The organism is Palleronia sediminis (genome assembly GCF_004358695.1).
Taxonomy (GTDB): domain Bacteria; phylum Pseudomonadota; class Alphaproteobacteria; order Rhodobacterales; family Rhodobacteraceae; genus Palleronia; species Palleronia sediminis.
Map to the genome: position 1 here is coordinate 107,101 of NZ_SNAA01000008.1, position 19,139 is coordinate 126,239.

Here is a 19,139-nt window from a genome sequence, read left to right on the forward strand (position 1 = left end):
GCGCATCATGGGCATCCTTGAAGTCAAGAACGTCAACAAGCGCTTCGGCGGCCTTCAGGCCCTGGGCGACGTGAACCTCAGCGTGGCCGAGAACACCTGCCACGCGATCATCGGCCCGAACGGGGCGGGCAAGTCGACGCTGCTCAACTGCCTCATCGGCAAGCTGATCCCCGATACCGGGTCGGTGATGTTCGACGGCCAGTCCGTGCTGGGCCGCAAACCCCACGAGATCAACCAGATGGGCATCAGCCGGGTCTTTCAGACGCCCGAGATCTTCGGCGACCTGACCGTGTTCGAGAACGTGATGATCCCCTGTTTCGCCAAGCGCGACGGGGCGTTCCGGATGCACGCCATCGAAAGCGTGGCCGCCGAGACCGATATCGTCGACCAGGCCGAGTCGATGCTGGCCGAGGTCAACATGCTCGAAAAGCGCGATATCGTCGCCAGTTCGCTGTCGCGCGGCGACAAGCGCCGGCTCGAGATGGCGATGTGCCTGAGCCAGACGCCCAAGCTGCTGCTTCTGGACGAGCCGACCGCGGGCATGGCGCGCGCCGACACGAACAACACCATCGAACTGCTCAAGCAGATCAAGGCGCGGCGCGACATCACCATGTGCATCATCGAACACGACATGCACGTGGTGTTCTCGCTCGCCGACCGGATCACGGTGCTGGCGCAGGGCACGCCGCTGGTCGAGGATACCCCCGACAAGATCAAGGGCCACCCCAAGGTGCGCGAGGCGTATCTGGGCGAGGCCGAAGTCTGAGGACGCGATTTTTCGCCCGGAAACCGGGAAAGGAACCGAGATGAACAAGCCCATCGTGCCCGAAGGGTTCGACCCCAACGCCAACCACGCCGCCACCGCGCCGGCCTTTCTGTCGGTCTGGAACGTCGAGGCCTATTACGGCGAAAGCTACATCGTCCAGAACATCAGCTTCAACGTCCACGAGGGCGAGATCCTCGCGCTGCTGGGGCGCAACGGGGCGGGCAAGACCTCGACCCTGCGCACCATCGCGCGGCTCGACACGCCCGCGCTGAAACACGGCGAGATCTGGCTCGACCACAAACCGCTGCACGAGATGCGCAGCCACGAGGCGGCGGCGGCAGGGATCGCGCTCGTCCCCGAGGACCGGCGCATCATCCCCGGCCTGACGGTCGAGGAGAACCTGCAACTGGCCCAGATCGCCCCGCCCAGGGGCTGGTCGATCGACCGGATCTACGACCTGTTCCCGCGGCTCGGCGAACGCCGCAAGCAGGAGGGCGTGACCCTGTCGGGCGGCGAGCAGCAGATGCTGTCCATCGGGCGCGCGCTCTGCCGCGACATCAAGGTGCTGTTGCTCGACGAACCCTACGAGGGGCTCGCGCCCGTCATCGTGCAGGAGATCGCCAAGACGCTGAACATCATCCGCGACCAGGGCATCACCACGATCCTCGTCGAGCAGAACGCCATCGCGGCGCTGAAACTCGCCGACCGGGCGGTGATTCTCGATACCGGGTCGGTGGTCTATGACGGATCGGCCCAGGAGGTGCTTGAGAACGAGGCGCTTCGGGCCGAGTATCTCGCGATCTGACACCGGCTTTGCGCCACTACGCACAGACAAGGAAAGGGACAGATCCCATGGCCGAAGACGCCACCTTCCCCCCCAGCGACGATTTCGCGGCCCAGGCCCATGTCGACCGCGCCCGCTATGACGAGATGTACGCCGCCTCGATCGACGACCCCGAGGCGTTCTGGCGCAAGCACGGCCAGCGCATCGACTGGATCAAGCCCTACAGCAAGGTCAAGGATACCTCGTTCGAGTTCGGCAACGTCTCGATCAAGTGGTTCGAGGACGGCACGCTGAACGTCGCGGCCAACTGCATCGACCGTCACGTCAAGGATCGCGGCGACCAGACGGCGATACTGTGGATTCCCGACGAGGCCGGGGACGAGGCGCAGCATATCAGCTATCAGCAGCTTGCCAGCCATGTCGGCAAGTTCGCCAACGTGCTCAAGAAGATGGGCGTGAAAAAGGGCGACCGCGTCGTCATCTACATGCCGATGATCCCGCAGGCGGCCTATGCGATGCTGGCCTGCGCGCGGATCGGGGCCGTCCACTCGGTCGTCTTTGCGGGGTTCTCGCCCGATGCGCTGGGGGCGCGGGTCAATGGCTGCGACGCACGCGTTGTCATCACCGCCGACGGCGCCCCGCGCGGCGGGCGCGTCACCAACCTCAAGGACAACGTGAACAAGGCGCTGCTGAACGATTACAACGACGTGCAGTGTCTCGTGGTCAAGCGCACCGGCCAGCAGGTCGCGTGGCGCGACGGGCTCGACCATTGGCTTCACGAGATGGAGGCCGAGGTCGACGATGTCTGCCCGCCCGAGGAGATGGCCGCCGAGGATCCGCTTTTCGTGCTCTATACCTCGGGCTCGACCGGTCAGCCCAAGGGCGTCGTGCATACCTCCGGCGGCTATCTCGTCTATGCCTCGATGACGCATGAATACACGTTCGACTACAAGTCGGGCGACGTGTTCTGGTGCACCGCCGACGTGGGCTGGGTCACGGGACACAGCTATATCGTCTATGGCCCGCTCGCCAACGGCGCCACGACCGTCATGTTCGAGGGCGTGCCGACCTATCCCGATGCCGGCCGCTGCTGGATGGAGGTCGAGCGCCACAAGGTCGCGCAGTTCTACACCGCCCCCACCGCCATCCGCGCGCTGATGGGCAAGGGCGACGCGTTCGTCGAACCCTACGACCTGTCCTCGCTCAAGGTGCTGGGCACGGTAGGCGAGCCGATCAACCCCGAGGCCTGGAACTGGTACAACACCGTCGTCGGCAAGGGCCGCGTGCCCATCGTCGATACCTGGTGGCAGACCGAGACCGGCGGCCACCTGCTGACCCCCCTGCCCGGCGCCACGCCGACCAAGCCGGGCTCGGCCACGCTGCCGTTCTTCGGGATCAGGCCCGTGGTGCTCGACGCCGAAAGCGGCGAGGTCAAGACCGCGACCGAGGCCGAGGGCGTGCTGTGCCTTGCCGATAGCTGGCCGGGGCAGATGCGCACCGTCTACGGCGATCACAGCCGGTTCGAGGCGACCTATTTCCAGCAATACAAGGGCTATTACTTTTCGGGCGACGGCTGCCGGCGCGACGCCGACGGCTATTACTGGATCACCGGCCGGGTGGACGACGTCATCAACGTCTCGGGGCACCGCATGGGCACCGCCGAGGTCGAAAGCGCGCTGGTCGCCCACGAGGCCGTGAGCGAGGCGGCGGTGGTCGGCTATCCGCACCCCGTCAAGGGGCAGGGCATCTATGCCTATGTCACCCTGATGAGCGGGCTCGACCCCTCGGACGAGCTGAAAAAGACCCTGTCCGACTGGGTCCGCAACGAGATCGGCCCGATCGCCAAGCCCGACCTGATCCAGTTCGCGCCCGGCCTGCCCAAGACGCGCTCGGGCAAGATCATGCGCCGCATCCTGCGCAAGGTGGCCGAGAACGATCACGACAATATCGGCGACACCTCGACCCTCGCCGAGCCCGAGGTGGTCGACGACCTGATCGCCCATCGCCTCAACCGCTGAACCGGCAGGCTTTCGCGGCCCGCCCCGACACCGGGGCGGGCCGCGGTGACACCGGGGGGGCGGGATCGTGGCCATGGAATATCCCGAGACGCCCGACGGGCGTTATTTCGTGTCCAGGGGGCGGCTCTGGCGCAAGACCGATCCGCGGCTGGACGACACGACGCGCCGCGCGGCGATCAAGCGGCTGATGCAGGCGCGGCGCGATATCGGACGCATCGGCGACGGGGACGACCCCAGCGAGGCCCGCGCCCGCGTCGATGCAGCCAAGCGCGAGCTCGGCGAACGCGGCCCGGTCTGGTGGGACGACGGAGCCCCCGACGAGGGCGGCCGCGCGCCCTGGAACTCCAGCTATGCCGAGTGGTGGCACGCCCTGCCCGAGGCGATCAAAGACGCGGGCACTGGCGGCAAAACGGGTTAGAGCCCGTGGCTGCGGTCATAGGCGTTCACGGGCGGCTCGGGCCAGGCGGCGGCACGTTCGGCGCCGGGCGACAGCACCTCCATCCGCAGGGGGTGACAGGTGGCCGTATCGCTGGAATGGGCCGATCCGCAATCGCCGCCCGGACAGGCGCTGAGCACGGCCAACAGGTCGATCTCGGCCAGGAGGTCGATGCGGTCGCCCTTGCGCGCGGGGCTCGCCTTCATGAAATAGAGGCCTTCGACGGCGGTGAAGCCCGTGCACATGAAGACGTTGAGCACGTCATGCACCAGCGCCTCGGCCCGGTCGGGCGCGATCCCCTCGGCCGCGGCAAGCGCGCGGGTCAGGTTGGAATGGCAGCAGTGGTGATAGTCGCCCCCGCCCAGCAGCCGCGCCGTATAGGGATCGCAGCGCGTGCCGATCACGTCGTGCACCCGCCCGCCGAACGGATCGGTGCCGTACCAGTCGAGACTGTCGGCCACCAGCGTCGCCATCGGCCGCAGATAGGGAAAGCACGACCACATCCGCGCGCCCACATCGAGATGCGTGCCGTGCAGCGCCCGCGTCTTGCCGGCAAAGAACCGCTCGTCGAGATTGCCCTGGGCAAAGAGATTGAGGTCGCCGACCTGCGCGCCTTCGGGGCACGAGATCCGCAGCAGCGTGCCGCGCGGCACCCGGATGGCGCGCGCGTCGCGCGGCGGAACGTCGACACGCCCGATCGGCTCGGCGCCCTCCAGATGGGCGGCGATGGCGTCGGGATCGGGCGCGGGCAGCGTATCGGTCGGATAGCAGATCACCGGCGCGACGGCCCGGCGCGCATCGGCGTCGGCGGGCGCGCTCACGTATCGCAGATGGGCGCGCCGCTTGCGTCGCGCAGCGGGATGCCCGTCGGCGGATCGTTGTTCTCGAGCGCGATGCCATAGCATCCATCGGCCCCACGGATGAGGAAACTGGGGCTCATTCCCGGCGGCAGCGCGGCGATGGCACGCGGCGACGCATCGGGCGGAACCGTGCCGGTGATCGTCCCGCCGGTGGGCGGCGCGGGGGTCGGCGCGGGCTGGGGCGCCGGATCGGGCAGCTCCGGCTCGGGCGAGGTCACGGGCGGCGGCGGCGCGGGCGGCAGGATCGCCCCGCCCTGGGGCACGACCGGGATCGCGGCGGTTTCGACACAGGCGGACAGCAACAGGCCCGTCACGGGCAGCATCATCGTCAATCGAAAGGTCATCGGGCCCCCAAAATCGCTCGGGGGCCATTCCCCCGGACCGAACGCTATCAGGCCAGACGGGGCGGTCAAGACGCCGCGGCCCCGCCCCCGCGCGGTCAGGCCCCGACGCCACACCCGCAAAAAGATGCAGGGCATTCGAGATATTCACACCTCGTTAACCGGGCGGGCGTAGATTGATGAGAGGTAAACACGGGGGACGAAAAATGATCGACGCGCCATTTTTCCCCGGCAGCGGGATCGCCGGCCCCCGCGCCGCGCTCCCCCCGACCCGCCGCGAGATCGCCGACATCCCCACCGGCCCCGCGCCCGCCTTCGATCTCGACCAGTTGCAGGCGCTGCGCATCGCCTCGCGGCCGCCCCTGCCGCCGCCCGGCGAGGGGGCGGAGGCGCGGCAGGGCCCCGATCCGCGCGACGCGGGCGCGGCACCGGGGCGGATCGACCTGCGGCTCTGAGCGTTCGGCGCGACTTCCAACCGGGCGCGCCCTGCCCTATAGGTCGTCCGATCGCCCCGCGCGGGCCAGCGAACGAGGACCGTATGACCGACACCCCGCACGACTCCGACGTGGCCTTTATCCGGTCGCTCGCGGAACTCCTGCGCGACAACGATCTGACCGAACTTCGGGTCAAGCGCGATTATGGCGAGGACGATGCGCTCGACGTGCATATCTCGCGCGTGCAGCCGCAGGCCCCCGCGCCCGTGGCCCAGCCCGCCCCGGTGCAGGTCGCGGCCCCCGCCGCACCCCAGGCCGCCCCGGCCGCCGATACGGCCCCGGCCGATCCCGCGAGCGATCCGGGCGCGGTCACGTCGCCCATGGTCGGGACCTGCTACCTGTCGCCCGAACCCGATGCCAAACCCTTCGTCTCTGTCGGCGATGCCGTCACCGAGGGGCAGACCATCCTGATCGTCGAGGCCATGAAGACGATGAACCACATCCCCGCCCCCCGGTCGGGCGTGGTCCGGCAGATCCTGGTCGAGGACGGCGCGCCGGTCGAATACGGCGCCCCCCTCGTGATCCTGGGCTGATCCCCTCATGTTCGACAAGATCCTGATCGCCAACCGCGGCGAGATCGCGCTTCGCGTCATCCGGGCCGCCCGTGAAATGGGGATTCGCAGCGTCGCGGTGCATTCCACCGCCGATGCCGACGCCATGCATGTGCGCATGGCCGACGAATCCGTCTGTATCGGGCCGCCCGCCGCCGCGCAGAGCTATCTCAACTTCCCGGCCATCATCTCGGCCTGCGAGGTGTCGGGCGCGCAGGCGATCCATCCCGGCTACGGCTTCCTGTCGGAAAACGCGAGCTTCGTTCAGATCGTCGAGGATCACGAGCTGACATTCATCGGCCCCCGCGCCGAGCATATCCGCGTAATGGGCGACAAGATCACCGCCAAGGACACGATGAAGGCGCTGGGCGTGCCCTGCGTGCCCGGATCGGATGGCGGCGTGCCCGATATCGACGCCGCGCGCCGGGTCGCCGACGAGTTCGGCTATCCCGTCATCGTCAAGGCCACCGCCGGCGGCGGCGGTCGCGGGATGAAGCTTGCGCGCAGCGAGGACGAGATCGAAAGCGCGTTCCAGACCGCCCGCGCCGAGGCCAAGGCGGCCTTTGGCAATGACGAGGTGTATATCGAGAAATATCTCGGCACGCCGCGCCATATCGAGGTGCAGGTTTTCGGCGACGGGCGCGGTCGCGCCGTGCACCTGGGCGAACGCGACTGTTCGCTCCAGCGGCGCCACCAGAAGGTCCTCGAAGAAGCGCCCGGCCCCGCCATCACCGCCGAGGAACGCGCCCGGATCGGCGCCACCTGCGCCAATGCCGTGGCCGAGCTTGGCTATTCCGGCGCCGGCACGGTCGAGTTTCTCTATGAGAACGGCGAGTTCTATTTCATCGAGATGAACACCCGCCTCCAGGTCGAGCATCCCGTGACCGAGGCCGTCTACGGCGTCGATCTGGTGCGCGAACAGATCCGCGTCGCCGCCGGCGAGGAAATGTCCTTCGTGCAGGAGGATCTCGTGCCGCGGGGCCACGCCATCGAGGTGCGGATCAACGCCGAAAAGCTGCCCAATTTCACGCCGAGCCCCGGCCGGATCACGCAGTACCACGCTCCCGGCGGGCTGGGGGTGCGGATGGACAGCGCCCTTTACGACGGCTACCGCATCCCGCCCTATTACGATTCGCTCATCGGCAAGCTGATCGTGCATGGCGCCGACCGCCCCGAGGCGCTGGCCCGGCTCAAGCGCGCACTGGGCGAGCTGATCGTCGACGGGGTCGAGACCACCGTGCCGCTGTTCCACGCGCTGCTGGACGAGCCCGACATCCTCAAGGGTGATTACAACATCCACTGGCTCGAGCATTGGCTGGAAAGCCACCTGGGCTGAATGACCCCGGCGCTGACGCCCGAGATCGTCCTGCAAGCCTATATGCGGGGCATCTTTCCGATGGCCGATCATCGCGACGCGGCCGACGTGTTCTGGGTGGAGCCGCGGATGCGCGGCATCCTGCCGCTCGACGGGCTGCATGTCTCGCGCTCGCTTGCCCGGCGCATCCGGGCGCGGCCCTTTGCGGTCAGCTATGACCGGGATTTCGCGGGGGTCGTCGCGGGCTGTGCCGACCGCGCCGAAACCTGGATCAACGCCCCGCTGGTCGAGATCTATTCCGCCCTGCACGCCGGGGGCTTTGCCCATTCCATCGAGCTATGGGAGGGTGACGCCCTTGTCGGCGGGGTCTTCGGCATCGCCATCGGCGGCGCCTTTTTCGGCGAATCGATGTTCTCGCGCCGCACCGATGCGTCCAAGATCGCGCTGGTCTATCTGGTCGACCGGCTGCGCGAGGGCGGGTTCCGGCTGTTCGACACGCAGTTCATCACGCCCCATCTCGCCACGCTCGGCGCCGTCGAGATCCCGCGCGAGGACTACCGTGCGCAACTGGCCGAGGCGATCGCACGCCGCGCCCGGTTCGATCCCGCCCCGCCCGAAGCCCTGCCCGCTCAGGTGATGCAGCGCAGGACCCAGACGTCATAACGCGGATGTTCGAGCGCGTTCAGCGCCGGGCTGGCGGCCACCATCCACCCCGCAAAGGCGTCCTGCCCGGTGTCGCGCGTGCGGATCGAGAGCCACGCATAGGCGTTGCCGCCCGGATTGGTCTCGGGATAGCGGCAATCGGACAGCGTCACGCTCAGCCGCCCGATCTGCGCGCTCTGGCCCGAGGCAAGCTCCACGTCGCGCACCGCGCCGGTCAGCTTGTCGAGCGTGCGCAGCACCGCGCCGCGGCCGCTGGCAACGCGGGCGCGCTGCTCTTCCGTGATGATGCGTTGGCTGTTGAGGCCGAACGGATCGTCGGGGTCGCCGAACAGCTCTTCGGCCCCCTCGAAGATCGAGCCGTTCTCGTCGCCGGGCGGCGTTTCCTCGAAGCTCGGCAACTCGTCCTGCGCGGCGGCCGTCAGCGGCCACAGCGCCAGCGCCACACAGGCCAGCGCGCGGGCGGCGGGGGTCATTCGGGGCTCCACGCCTCGTAATCCGACCGCGCCTTGGGCTGCGGCTTGCGGATCGAGCCCGCCGGCGCATAGGCCGCGGGCGTTCCGGTCAGGTTCGGCAGATGGGGCTTTTCCCAGGATTTGCGCACCAGCGGGCGTTCGGTCGGCGGCTCGGCAAAGGTGTGGTGCAGCCAGCCGTGCCATTCGGGGCCGACCCGGCTCGACTCGGCCTCGCCGTTGAACATCACCCAGCGCCGCTTGTTCTCGCGGTCGGTGTAATAGACGTTCCCGGCCTCGTCCTCGCCGACCTTCACACCCTTCCGCCAGGTGTTCAGACGGGTGAGCAGGGTCGATCCGTGCCACCACGTGAACGCTTGCAGGATACTTCTCGTGATGCTCATCGCACGCTCCTCGTCGCGTCGGGTGAAACGGATATGGCGCATGTCGCAAGGCGCGTCCAGCGGCCGCGCGTGGTCCGAAAGGCCGCGATCGCGGCCCGGCCGTATCCCGCGCGTCGGAGGCGGCGGGGCGGCACCGCCCCGCCGATCCTCACCCCGCGGTCGCGGGCTTTTTCTTGGACGTTTCCGCGTGGATCATCAGCGGTTGCGCGTCCGAGGTCACGGCCTCTTCGTTGACGACGACCTCTTCGACGCTGTCCATGCCCGGCAGGTCGAACATCGTGTTGAGCAGGATGTCCTCCATGATCGAGCGCAGGCCGCGCGCGCCGGTCTTGCGTTCGATCGCGCGCTTGGCGATGGCGGTCAGCGCATCCTCGGTAAAGGTGAGCTGCACGTTCTCGAGCTCGAACAGGCGCTGATACTGCTTGACCAGCGCGTTCTTGGGCTTGGTCAGGATCGTGACCAGCGCATCCTCGTCGAGATCCTCGAGCGTCGCGATCACCGGCAGGCGGCCGACGAATTCGGGGATCAGGCCGAATTTCAACAGATCCTCGGGCTCGAGCTCGGTCAGCAATTCGCCGGTGCCGCGATCCTCGGCCGATTTCACATCCGCGCCGAACCCGATGGCCGAGCCCTTGCCGCGCTGCGCGATGATCTTTTCCAGCCCCGCAAAGGCGCCGCCGCAGATGAACAGGATATTCGTCGTGTCGACCTGCAGGAACTCCTGCTGGGGATGCTTGCGGCCGCCCTGCGGCGGGACGCTGGCGACGGTGCCCTCCATGATCTTGAGCAGCGCCTGCTGCACCCCCTCGCCCGAGACGTCGCGGGTGATCGAGGGATTGTCCGACTTGCGCGTGATCTTGTCGACCTCGTCGATATAGACGATGCCGCGCTGCGCGCGCTCGACGTTGTACTCGCTCGCCTGAAGCAGCTTGAGGATGATGTTCTCCACATCCTCGCCGACATAGCCGGCCTCGGTCAGGGTGGTCGCGTCGGCCATGGTAAAGGGCACGTCGATGATCCGCGCGAGCGTCTGGGCGAGCAGCGTCTTGCCGCAGCCGGTCGGGCCGACGAGCATGATGTTGGATTTCGCCAGCTCGATATCGGTCTTTCCGGCGTGGTTGAGCCGCTTGTAGTGGTTGTGCACCGCGACCGACAGCACCCGCTTGGCCATCTGCTGGCCGATCACGTAATCGTCGAGAACGTCGCAGATTTCCTTGGGCGTGGGCACCCCGTCCGAGGATTTCAGACCGGTGCTCTTGGTCTCTTCGCGGATGATGTCCATGCACAGCTCGACGCATTCGTCGCAGATGAACACCGTCGGGCCGGCGATGAGCTTTCGGACCTCGTGCTGGCTCTTGCCGCAGAAGGAGCAATAGAGTGTGTTCTTACTGTCGCCGGAATTGTTCGCCATGCTCGTCCTTCGGGGCCTTTGGGCCCGCAGATTTGGGGTGCCGCGGGGGCGCTTTCCCGTGCTTCGGTGACCGTCCCGACCCTAGGGGAGCGTCGGACCGGTCGCAATCGCTAAAAATCCGCCGTCACTCGGCGTCGGGCTTGGCCCGGTTCTCGACGATCTCGTCGATATGGCCCCAGTCCTTGGCCTCTTGCGGGGTCATCCACTTGTCGCGGTCCAGCGCGCGCTGCACCGTCTCGTAGTCCTGTCCCGTATGCTTCATGTAGAGCTTGTAGAGCACTTCGCGCGTCCGCTCGATATGGCGGGCCGAGATCAGGATATCCTCGGCCATGCCCTGCGACCCGCCCGAGGGCTGGTGGACCATGATCTCGGAATTGGGCAGCGAGAACCGCATCCCCTTTTCGCCGCCGACCGCGATCACAGACCCCATCGAGGCCGCCATGCCGCAGACCAGCGTCGAGACCGCCGGGCGGATATACTGCATCGTGTCGTATATCGACATCCCGGCATGAACGGCCCCGCCGGGGGAGTTGATATACATCGAGATTTCCTTTTTCGGGTTCTCGGCCTCGAGATGGAGGAGCTGCGCGACGACGAGGTTGCTCATGCCATCGTGAACGGGGCCGTTCACGAAAACGATCCGCTCTTTCAGCAGGCGCGAGAAAATGTCGTAGGCGCGTTCGCCGCGGCTGGTCTGTTCGACCACCATGGGGACGAGGTTGTTCGTGAAATAAGCGGTGGGGTCGATCATGCCTGCTCCGTTCCTTGGCCTGGCCTGTATGACCTGCCTTGATTGACAGAGTCTTATTATCGCCCCCACCCACCCGCAAGGGCAGCCCCGCGAGGCAAATCGCCCGACCGCCCGCTCAGACCGACATCGTCGCGGCCACCGCGCGTTTCCAGCGGTCGTATTTCGCCGCCCGCGCCGCGTCGTCCATCGCGGGTTCGAAGGTGCGCTCCAGCTTCCATTGGGCGGCAAAACCGGCCTTGTCGGGATAGATCCCGGCCGTCATGCCGGCCAGCCACGCAGCCCCCAGCGCCGTGGTCTCGACAACTTCGGGGCGGTCGACCTTGGCGCCGATGATGTCGCTGAGAAACTGCATCGCCCAGTCCGACGCGCTCATCCCGCCATCGACGCGCAGCGTGCGCGGATCGTCCATGTCCTGCCAGTCCGAACGCATCGCCTCGAGCAGGTCGCGCGTCTGGTAGCCCACCGATTGCAGGGCCGCGCGGGCGAATTCCTCGGGGCCCGACCCGCGGGTGAGCCCGTAGATCGCGCCCCGGCACTCGGCATTCCAGTAGGGCGCGCCCAGCCCCACGAAGGCGGGCACGAGCACCACGTCCTGCAGGTCGTCCGCCCTCTCGGCCAGGGCCTGCGTCTCGGAGGCCGCGCGGATGATCTTGAGCCCGTCGCGCAGCCATTGCACCACCGCGCCGGCGACAAAGATCGATCCCTCGAGCGCATAGGTCGGCTTGCCGTTCAGCTGGTAGGCCACCGTCGTCAGCAGCCGGTTGCCCGAGCGCACCGCCGTCTCGCCGGTATTGAGCAGCGCAAAACAGCCCGTGCCATAGGTCGATTTCAGCATCCCCGGCTCGAAACAGGCCTGCCCGATCGTGGCCGCCTGCTGGTCGCCCGCGACGCCCAGAATGGGGATCTCGTGGCCGAAGAGGTCGTGCCGCGTCATGCCGAACTCGCCCGCGCTGTCGCGCACCTCGGGCAGCATCTCCATCGGGATGTCGAGCATCTTGCAGATCGTCGAGGACCAGCGCCCCTTGAAGCTGTCGTAAAGCAGCGTCCGGCAGGCATTCGTGGCATCTGTGACATGCGCCCGCCCGCCGGTCATGCGCCAGATCAGGTAGGTGTCGACCGTGCCGAACAGCAATTCGCCCCGGCGCGCCCGCTCGCGCGCGCCCTCGACGTGATCGAGGATCCATTTCAGCTTGGTGCCCGAGAAATACGGATCGAGCAGCAGCCCGGTCTTTTCGATCACCGTATCCTCGTATCCCGCCTCCTTGAGATCGCGGCAGATCCCGGCGGTGCGGCGATCCTGCCAGACGATGGCGCGGTGCACGGCGCGGCCGGTGTCCTTTTCCCAGACCACGACCGTCTCGCGCTGGTTGGTGATGCCGATGCCCGCGATCTCGCGCTCGGGGATGCCCGCCTTTTCGATGGCCGAGCGGCAGACCGCCGCGGTCGAGGCCCAGAGATCCGAGGGGTCGTGCTCCACCCAGCCGGAATCGGGAAAATGCTGTTCGAACTCTTCCTGGGCCTGAGCCACGATCTTCATGCCGGCATCGAACAGGATCGCCCGGCTCGACGTCGTGCCCTGGTCGATGGCCATGATATACGGCATGAAAGCCCCCCTCCCTCGTGGCGTGCGCGTCATGATACCGCGCGCGACGGTCGCGTAAACCCTTGGGGCGCGCCGCTATTCGGCGGCCTGCCGGCTGCGCCGCTCCTGCTGCATCCAGCGGTCGAGCGCGTCGATCTGCTCGGGCGTCATGCGCAGGCCCAGCTTGGTGCGGCGCCACACGACATCCTCGGCGCGGCGAGCGTATTCGTGTTCCATCTGCCACCGCACCTCGGCCTCGGTCAGGGTGCCGCCGAAATCGCGGCCCATTTCGGCCGCCGTCCCCGCACCGGCGCAGATCTGCCGCGCCTCGGTGCCATAGGCCCGCACCAGCCGCCGCGCCCAGTAGCCGTCGAGGAACGGATGCGCCTCGCGCAGCCGCGCGGCGAGCGCATCGGCGCCGTTCACCTCGAAATCCCCGCCCGGAAGCGCCACGCCCGCCGTCCAGTCGCCCGGCAGGCCCGGAAAGAACGGCGCGAGCTTGGCGATGGCCTGCTCGGCGAGCTTGCGATAGGTGGTGATCTTGCCGCCGAAGATGCTGAGGATCGGCGGCTCGGACCCGAGCGGCCCGTCCGTGGCCGGCCCCGCGTCGAGGCTCAGCACATAGTCGCGCGTCGCAGCCGTCGCCGATTTGGCGCCGTCATCGTAGAGCGGGCGCACCCCCGAATAGGTCCAGACGATATCCTCGGGCGTCACCTCTTTCTTGAAGTAGCTCGAGGCAAAGCGGCAGAGGTATCGCTTTTCCTCGGCGCTGGCCTCGGCGGGCACCGAAGGATCCTGCCCGTGATCCTTGTCGGTGGTGCCGATCAGGGTAAAATCGGTCTCGTAGGGGATGGCAAAGATGATCCGCCCGTCCTCGCCCTGAAAGAAATAGGCCTTGTCGTGGTCGAACAGGCGGCGCACGACGATATGGCTGCCGCGCACAAGCCGCACCCCTTCCGAGCTGTTCATCCGCACCGTGTTGCGCACGACATTCTCGACCCAGGGGCCGCCCGCATTGACCAGCGCGCGGGCCATGTGGTCGCTTTGCGCGCCGGTCTCGACATCCTCGACCTGGATGCGCCAGACATCGCCCTCGCGGCTGGCCTCGACCACCTTCGAGCGGGTCATGATCGTGGCGCCCCGCGCCTCGGCATCGCGCGCGTTCAGCACGACGAGCCGCGAATCCTCGACCCAGCAATCGCTGTATTCGTAGGCCTTGGCGAAACGGTCCTGCAACGGGCGCCCCTCGGGGGCGGTCCTGAGGTCGAGCGTCCTGGTGCCGGGCAGATATTGGCGCCCGCCGAGATTATCATAAAGAAACAGCCCCATGCGGATCAGCCAATCGGGCCGCCGCCCCTTCATCCAGGGCATGGCGCGATTGAGCAGTTTCGAGGTCGGCGTCTCGCCCTCGAACCGCATGTCGGGGCTGTAGGGCAGCACGAAACGCATCGGCCACGAGATATGCGGCATCGCCTTGAGCAGCGTCTCGCGCTCGATCAGCGCCTTGCGCACCAGCCCGAACTCGAAAAACTCGAGATAGCGCAGCCCGCCATGGAACAGCTTGGTCGATTTGGACGAGGTCGCCTCGGCCAGATCGCCCTTTTCGGCCAGCGCCACCGACAGGCCGCGCCCCTGCGCGTCGCGCGCGATCCCGGTTCCGTTGACGCCGCCGCCGATGACGAACAGGTCGAAGACGTGGCGATCCACGGTCGTGGTCATGTCGGTCCTCCCCTCGGGTGGTTTCAGGTCGATCATAGGGCGGACGGCCCGAAATGGCAGGGGGCGCCGCGACCCACCGGCCGCGACGCCCGCCCCGCCGACGCCTCCCGGCGTCTAGAGCTTTTGCAGCAGCGCGGTCACGCTGTCCTTGGCATCGCCGTAGAACATGCGCGTGTTCTCCTTGAAGAACAGCGGGTTCTCGATGCCCGAATAGCCCGTCCCCTGCCCGCGCTTGCTGACAAAGACCTGCTTGGCCTTCCACACCTCGAGCACGGGCATCCCCGCGATGGGCGAGTTCGGATCGTCCTGCGCGGCCGGGTTGACGATATCGTTCGAGCCGATGACGATCACGACATCGGTATCGGGGAAGTCCTCGTTGATCTCGTCCATCTCGAGCACGATGTCGTAAGGCACCTTGGCCTCGGCCAGCAGCACGTTCATGTGACCCGGCAGGCGTCCGGCGACGGGGTGGATGGCGAAACGCACCGTCTTGCCCTCGTCGCGCAGCTTGCGCGTCAGCTCGGCTACCGCCGATTGCGCCTGCGCCACCGCCATGCCGTAGCCCGGCACGATCACGACGCTGTCGGCCTCCTGCAAAGCGGTCGCCACGCCATCGGCGTCGATGGCGACCTGTTCGCCCTCGACCGCCATCTGCTCGCCCGCGCTGCCGCCCCATCCGCCGAGGATCACCGACACGAAGGACCGGTTCATCGCCTTGCACATGATGTAGCTGAGGATCGCGCCCGACGAGCCGACCAGCGCGCCCACGACGATCAGCAGGTCGTTGCCGAGCGAAAAGCCGATCGCGGCCGCGGCCCAACCCGAATAGCTGTTCAGCATCGACACGACCACGGGCATGTCGGCGCCGCCGATCCCCATGATGAGGTGATAGCCGATGAAAAGCGCGGCCAGCGTCATCAGGATCAGCGGAAAGGCTCCGCCGCCCGCGACGTACCAGAACAGGCAGAGCACCGCGACCGTGGCCGCGACCGCGTTCAGCATGTGCCCGCCGGGCAGTTGCTTTGCGGCCGAGTTCACCCGGCCGGCGAGCTTGCCATAGGCGATGACGGACCCGGTAAAGGTGATCGCGCCGATGAAGACCCCGAGGAACAGCTCGATCTGGAGGATCGTGATCTCGACCGGGATCTTCTTGGCCACCACCGCGCCGAAGCCGCGGAAGCTGTCGGCGACGATGGCCCCGGCCAGCGCGGCCTCGGGCGTCTCGGCATAGCCGCGCGGAAAGGCGAGCCCCGCCTCGGCAAAGGCCGTCGCGACGCGGCCGATCTCGATATGGGCGTTGAAGCCGACGAACACGGCGGCGAGCCCGACGAGGCTGTGCATGGCCGCGACCAGCTCGGGCATCTGCGTCATCTGCACCCGGTTGGCGAGCTGCCAGCCGATGACCCCGCCCGCGCCGATCAGCACGATAGACAGAAGCCACAGCCCCGCACCGGGCCCGATCAGCGTGGCCAGCACCGCGATTGCCATGCCCGCGATGCCGTACCAGACCGCGCGCTTGGCCGATTCCTGCCCCGACAGCCCGCCCAGCGACAGGATGAACAGGACGGCTGCGACCACGTAGGCCGCGTTGGTGAATCCGAGTTCCATGATCCCTGCCCCTTACGACTTCTGGAACATGGCGAGCATGCGCCGCGTCACCATGAAACCGCCGAATATGTTGATGCCCGCCATGAAGACCGACAATGCCGCCAGCAGGATCACCAGGAAACTGCCTGACCCGATCTGCAGGATCGCGCCCAGGATGATGATCGACGAGATCGCGTTCGTGACCGCCATCAGCGGCGTGTGCAGCGAATGCGCGACGCCCCAGATGACCTGGAACCCGACGAAACAGGCCAGCATGAAGACGATGAAATGCTGCATGAACGAGGCCGGCGTGAAGAGCCCTGCCAGCAGCACCAGCGCGCCGCCCGCGGCCAGCATCGTGACCTGGCTCTTGGTCTGGGCGCGGAACGCTTCGACCTCGGCCGCGCGGCGTTCCTCGGGGGTGAGTTCGCGGGCCTTCTCGCGCTTGGGCTGGGCCGCGATGGCGCGCGTCTTGGGCGCCGGCGGCGGCCATGTCACCTCGCCGCCATGCGCGACGGTGGCGCCGCGGATCACGTCGTCCTCCATGTCGTGGACGATCCGCCCGTCCTTCTCGGGGGTCAGATCGGCCAGCATGTGCCGGATGTTCGTCGCGAAGAGGGTCGAGCTTTGCGTGGCCATGCGGCTGGGGAAATCGGTATAGCCGATGATGACCACGCCGTTATCGGTGACGATGCGCTCGTCCTTGACGGTGAGCTTGCAGTTGCCGCCCTTTTCCGCCGCGAGATCGACGATGACCGAGCCGGGCTTCATCGAGCGGACCATGTCCTCGGTCCAGAGCTCGGGCGCCTCGCGGTTGGGAATCAGCGCGGTGGTGACGACGATATCGACGGTGGGCGCCAGTTCGCGGAACCGCGCAAGCTGGGCCTCGCGGAACTCGGGGCTCGAGGGCGCGGCATAGCCGCCGGTCTCGGCGCCGTCGGTCGTGGCCTCGTCGAAATCGAGATAGACGAACTCCGCCCCCATGGAGCCGACCTGCTCGGCCACCTCGGGGCGCACGTCGAAGGCGAGCGTGATCGCGCCGAGGCTGGTCGACGTGCCGATGGCCGCGAGCCCCGCGACGCCCGCGCCCACGACCAGCACGCGCGCCGGCGGCACCTTGCCGGCGGCGGTGATCTGGCCGGTGAGGAAGCGGCCGAAATTGTTGGCCGCCTCGATCACGGCGCGATAGCCCGCGATATTGGCCATCGAGCTCAGCGCGTCCATCTTCTGCGCGCGGCTGATCCGCGGCACCATGTCCATCGCCATGACGGTCGCGCCGCGCTCGGCCGCGCGTTTCATCAAGGCCTCGTTCTGGGCGGGGTAGAAGAACGAGATCAGCGTCTGCCCCTCGCGCAGCATGTCGACCTCGGCCTCGGTCGGGGGCTGCACCTTGGCGATCACGTCGGCGGCGGCGAACACCGCCTGCGCGTCGTCCAGCACTTCGACCCCAGCGGCGCGATAGGCCTCGTCGGTGAAATCGGCCCGCGCGCCCGCGCCCGATTCGACGATGCAGGAATGGCCGAGCTTGGCGATCGCCTCGGCCGATGCCGGGGTCAGGGCGACCCGCGCCTCGTTCGGGGCCGTTTCCCCGATGACACCTAGTTTCATTCCCGTCCCCCTCTGGATCGCGCGACCGTGAAGATATGGCCCGTCCCGTCTATGCCCCGCAACAATCTTTCGCAAGCGCGCCGCGATACGATCTGTCGCACCCTGTCCGCCGCCAGTCCACGGGCCGGCCTTTTCGTCTTTTCCGCACGCCACCCGCGCTCTAGCAAGGCCGCGACACCCCTGACGGAGCGACGCCCATGACCACGGCCACCGATTTCGCCGCCACCCGCGCCTTTTTCGACCTGCCCGAGGGCGTGACCTATCTCGACGGCAATTCGCTGGGTCCGCTGCCCCGCGCGGTGCCCGAGCGGCTGGCGCAGGCCGCGCGGCACGATTGGGGGGGCAAGCTGATCGGGGGCTGGAACGATGCCGGCTGGATGGAGATGCCCGACCGGCTGGGCGACCGCATCGCGCCGCTGATCGGTGCGCCCGCGGGGTCGGTGACGCTGGGCGACACGCTGTCGGTCAAGGTCTACCAGGCGCTCGCCGCGGCGCTGGCGCTCAACCCCGACCGCCGCGTGATCCTGAGCTGCGCGGGCAATTTCCCCAGCGATCTCTACATCGCGCAGGGTCTCGCCCGGACGCTGGAGCGCGGCCATGACCTGCGCACCCCGCCCCCCGAGGAGGTCGAGGCGCACTTGTCCGAAGAGGTCGCCGTTCTGATGCTGACCGAGGTGGATTACCGCACGGGGCGGCGGCACGACATGGCGCGGCTCAGCGCCCGCGCGCATGAGCTGGGCATCGTCACGGTCTGGGATCTCGCCCATTCCGCCGGCGCCCTGCCGGTCGACATGGCCGGGTGCGGGGCGGCCTTTGCCGTGGGCTGCACCTACAAATACCTCAATTCCGGGCCGGGCGGGCCGGCCTTCATCCATGTGCGCCCCGATCTCGCCCAACGGATCGACCCCGCGCTTGCCGGGTGGCTGGGCCACGAGGCGCCCTTTGCCTTCGATCCCGATTATCGCCCCGCCCCGGCCGTGATGCGGATGCGGGTCGGCACGCCGCCCGTGCTTCAGATGGTCGCGCTCGAAACCGCGCTCGAGGTCTGGGACATGGCCCGGATCGAGGATGTCCGCGCCCGCTCGGTCGCGCTGTCGCAACGCTTCATCGACGCGGTCGAGGCATCCTGCCCCGCCCTCACGCTCGCCTCGCCGCGCGCACCCGAGGATCGCGGCAGCCAGGTGTCGTTCCGCCACCCCGAGGGCTACGCGATCATGCAGGCGCTGATCGCGGGCGGCGTCGTCGGCGATTTCCGCGCGCCCGACATCCTGCGGTTCGGCATTACGCCGCTCTATCTCGACGAGGCCGATATCGACCGCGCGGCCGAGTCGCTGGCCCATATCGTCAATCGCGGCCTCTGGGACGCGCCCGAGTTCCGGGCCCGCAAGCCCGTGACCTGA

Annotated in this window: 19 protein-coding genes; 9 read left to right on the forward strand and 10 right to left on the reverse strand. The window is 67.7% G+C overall.

What is annotated here, in order from left to right:
• The first annotated feature begins 7 nt into the window (after positions 1 to 7).
• The 4 genes from E2L08_RS08840 to E2L08_RS08855 all read left to right on the forward strand — a co-directional run bounded on the left by E2L08_RS08840 (position 8) and on the right by E2L08_RS08855 (position 3,986).
• A complete protein-coding gene (locus E2L08_RS08840; RefSeq protein ID WP_133396709.1) occupies positions 8 to 766 on the forward strand; it encodes an ABC transporter ATP-binding protein in 759 nt (252 codons plus the stop codon).
• 40 nt (positions 767 to 806) lie between these two features.
• Entirely contained in the window at positions 807 to 1,571 is a 765-nt protein-coding gene (locus tag E2L08_RS08845) for an ABC transporter ATP-binding protein (RefSeq protein WP_133396710.1), read from the forward strand.
• Positions 1,572 to 1,618: 47 nt separating this feature from the next.
• Positions 1,619 to 3,568, forward strand: coding sequence for an acetate--CoA ligase (gene acs, locus E2L08_RS08850; protein ID WP_133396711.1), 1,950 nt, complete (start codon positions 1,619 to 1,621; stop codon positions 3,566 to 3,568).
• A gap of 73 nt (positions 3,569 to 3,641) precedes the next feature.
• Positions 3,642 to 3,986 (forward strand): hypothetical protein, encoded by a 345-nt coding sequence (locus E2L08_RS08855; protein ID WP_133396712.1) that lies wholly within the window; start codon positions 3,642 to 3,644, stop codon positions 3,984 to 3,986.
• Here E2L08_RS08855 and E2L08_RS08860 read toward each other — a convergent pair.
• Complete coding sequence (locus tag E2L08_RS08860) at positions 3,983 to 4,825, reverse strand: urea carboxylase-associated family protein (RefSeq protein ID WP_240758174.1); 843 nt, start codon at positions 4,823 to 4,825, stop codon at positions 3,983 to 3,985. The two genes, E2L08_RS08855 and E2L08_RS08860, sit on opposite strands and share 4 nt — an antisense overlap.
• Complete coding sequence (locus E2L08_RS16990; RefSeq protein WP_168771096.1) at positions 4,822 to 5,208, reverse strand: hypothetical protein; 387 nt, start codon at positions 5,206 to 5,208, stop codon at positions 4,822 to 4,824. Before E2L08_RS16990 ends, E2L08_RS08860 begins: the two co-directional genes overlap by 4 nt.
• 203 nt (positions 5,209 to 5,411) lie before the next feature.
• Here E2L08_RS16990 and E2L08_RS08870 point away from each other — a divergent pair, with 203 nt between their 5' ends.
• The 4 genes from E2L08_RS08870 (at position 5,412) to aat (ending at position 8,228) form a co-directional block, all read left to right on the forward strand.
• A complete protein-coding gene (locus E2L08_RS08870) occupies positions 5,412 to 5,660 on the forward strand; it encodes a hypothetical protein (RefSeq protein WP_133396715.1) in 249 nt (82 codons plus the stop codon).
• 83 nt (positions 5,661 to 5,743) lie between these two features.
• Entirely contained in the window at positions 5,744 to 6,232 is a 489-nt protein-coding gene (gene accB / locus E2L08_RS08875) for an acetyl-CoA carboxylase biotin carboxyl carrier protein (protein ID WP_133396716.1), read from the forward strand.
• 7 nt (positions 6,233 to 6,239) lie between these two features.
• Positions 6,240 to 7,586 (forward strand): acetyl-CoA carboxylase biotin carboxylase subunit, encoded by a 1,347-nt coding sequence (gene accC / locus E2L08_RS08880; RefSeq protein WP_133396717.1) that lies wholly within the window; start codon positions 6,240 to 6,242, stop codon positions 7,584 to 7,586.
• Entirely contained in the window at positions 7,587 to 8,228 is a 642-nt protein-coding gene (aat, locus tag E2L08_RS08885) for a leucyl/phenylalanyl-tRNA--protein transferase (protein WP_133396718.1), read from the forward strand.
• Here aat and E2L08_RS08890 read toward each other — a convergent pair.
• From E2L08_RS08890 to E2L08_RS08925, 8 genes are all read right to left on the reverse strand, one after another.
• Complete coding sequence (locus tag E2L08_RS08890) at positions 8,195 to 8,701, reverse strand: DUF2155 domain-containing protein (protein ID WP_133396719.1); 507 nt, start codon at positions 8,699 to 8,701, stop codon at positions 8,195 to 8,197. The genes aat and E2L08_RS08890 overlap by 34 nt on opposite strands.
• A complete protein-coding gene (locus E2L08_RS08895; protein ID WP_133396720.1) occupies positions 8,698 to 9,081 on the reverse strand; it encodes an NADH:ubiquinone oxidoreductase subunit NDUFA12 in 384 nt (127 codons plus the stop codon). The genes E2L08_RS08890 and E2L08_RS08895 overlap by 4 nt, the downstream gene beginning before the upstream one ends.
• Positions 9,082 to 9,229: 148 nt before the next feature.
• Positions 9,230 to 10,492 carry an ATP-dependent Clp protease ATP-binding subunit ClpX gene (clpX, locus tag E2L08_RS08900; protein ID WP_133396721.1) on the reverse strand — a complete coding sequence of 421 codons (1,263 nt, stop codon included), beginning with the start codon at positions 10,490 to 10,492 and terminating at the stop codon, positions 9,230 to 9,232.
• 124 nt (positions 10,493 to 10,616) lie between these two features.
• Positions 10,617 to 11,243: an ATP-dependent Clp protease proteolytic subunit gene (locus E2L08_RS08905; RefSeq protein ID WP_133396722.1), complete on the reverse strand. Its 627-nt coding sequence runs from the start codon at positions 11,241 to 11,243 to the stop codon at positions 10,617 to 10,619.
• A 115-nt stretch (positions 11,244 to 11,358) separates the two neighbouring features.
• The gene (gene glpK, locus E2L08_RS08910; RefSeq protein WP_133396723.1) at positions 11,359 to 12,846 is read right to left on the reverse strand and encodes a glycerol kinase GlpK; all 1,488 of its coding nucleotides are present in this window, start codon (positions 12,844 to 12,846) and stop codon (positions 11,359 to 11,361) included.
• Between the two features lie 75 nt (positions 12,847 to 12,921).
• Positions 12,922 to 14,544, reverse strand: coding sequence for a glycerol-3-phosphate dehydrogenase (glpD, locus tag E2L08_RS08915; protein ID WP_133396724.1), 1,623 nt, complete (start codon positions 14,542 to 14,544; stop codon positions 12,922 to 12,924).
• 114 nt (positions 14,545 to 14,658) lie between these two features.
• Complete coding sequence (locus tag E2L08_RS08920; protein WP_133396725.1) at positions 14,659 to 16,152, reverse strand: NAD(P)(+) transhydrogenase (Re/Si-specific) subunit beta; 1,494 nt, start codon at positions 16,150 to 16,152, stop codon at positions 14,659 to 14,661.
• A gap of 12 nt (positions 16,153 to 16,164) precedes the next feature.
• Entirely contained in the window at positions 16,165 to 17,739 is a 1,575-nt protein-coding gene (locus E2L08_RS08925) for a Re/Si-specific NAD(P)(+) transhydrogenase subunit alpha (RefSeq protein WP_133396726.1), read from the reverse strand.
• Between the two features lie 197 nt (positions 17,740 to 17,936).
• Between E2L08_RS08925 and kynU the strand changes: the two genes are divergently transcribed.
• On the forward strand, positions 17,937 to 19,139 hold the full coding sequence (gene kynU / locus E2L08_RS08930) for a kynureninase (RefSeq protein WP_133396727.1): 1,203 nt from the start codon (positions 17,937 to 17,939) through the stop codon (positions 19,137 to 19,139).

Coding starts and splice junctions, on each gene's coding strand:
- acs (WP_133396711.1), top strand. CDS start 1,619: ATGGCCGAAGACGCCACCTTCCCCCCCAGCGACGATTTCGCGGCCCAG.
- glpD (WP_133396724.1), bottom strand. CDS start 14,544: ATGACCACGACCGTGGATCGCCACGTCTTCGACCTGTTCGTCATCGGC.
- clpX (WP_133396721.1), bottom strand. CDS start 10,492: ATGGCGAACAATTCCGGCGACAGTAAGAACACACTCTATTGCTCCTTC.
- aat (WP_133396718.1), top strand. CDS start 7,587: ATGACCCCGGCGCTGACGCCCGAGATCGTCCTGCAAGCCTATATGCGG.
- accB (WP_133396716.1), top strand. CDS start 5,744: ATGACCGACACCCCGCACGACTCCGACGTGGCCTTTATCCGGTCGCTC.
- E2L08_RS16990 (WP_168771096.1), bottom strand. CDS start 5,208: ATGACCTTTCGATTGACGATGATGCTGCCCGTGACGGGCCTGTTGCTG.
- E2L08_RS08845 (WP_133396710.1), top strand. CDS start 807: ATGAACAAGCCCATCGTGCCCGAAGGGTTCGACCCCAACGCCAACCAC.
- E2L08_RS08890 (WP_133396719.1), bottom strand. CDS start 8,701: ATGACCCCCGCCGCCCGCGCGCTGGCCTGTGTGGCGCTGGCGCTGTGG.
- E2L08_RS08895 (WP_133396720.1), bottom strand. CDS start 9,081: ATGAGCATCACGAGAAGTATCCTGCAAGCGTTCACGTGGTGGCACGGA.
- E2L08_RS08905 (WP_133396722.1), bottom strand. CDS start 11,243: ATGATCGACCCCACCGCTTATTTCACGAACAACCTCGTCCCCATGGTG.
- E2L08_RS08855 (WP_133396712.1), top strand. CDS start 3,642: ATGGAATATCCCGAGACGCCCGACGGGCGTTATTTCGTGTCCAGGGGG.
- kynU (WP_133396727.1), top strand. CDS start 17,937: ATGACCACGGCCACCGATTTCGCCGCCACCCGCGCCTTTTTCGACCTG.
- glpK (WP_133396723.1), bottom strand. CDS start 12,846: ATGCCGTATATCATGGCCATCGACCAGGGCACGACGTCGAGCCGGGCG.
- E2L08_RS08840 (WP_133396709.1), top strand. CDS start 8: ATGGGCATCCTTGAAGTCAAGAACGTCAACAAGCGCTTCGGCGGCCTT.
- E2L08_RS08925 (WP_133396726.1), bottom strand. CDS start 17,739: ATGAAACTAGGTGTCATCGGGGAAACGGCCCCGAACGAGGCGCGGGTC.
- accC (WP_133396717.1), top strand. CDS start 6,240: ATGTTCGACAAGATCCTGATCGCCAACCGCGGCGAGATCGCGCTTCGC.
- E2L08_RS08920 (WP_133396725.1), bottom strand. CDS start 16,152: ATGGAACTCGGATTCACCAACGCGGCCTACGTGGTCGCAGCCGTCCTG.
- E2L08_RS08870 (WP_133396715.1), top strand. CDS start 5,412: ATGATCGACGCGCCATTTTTCCCCGGCAGCGGGATCGCCGGCCCCCGC.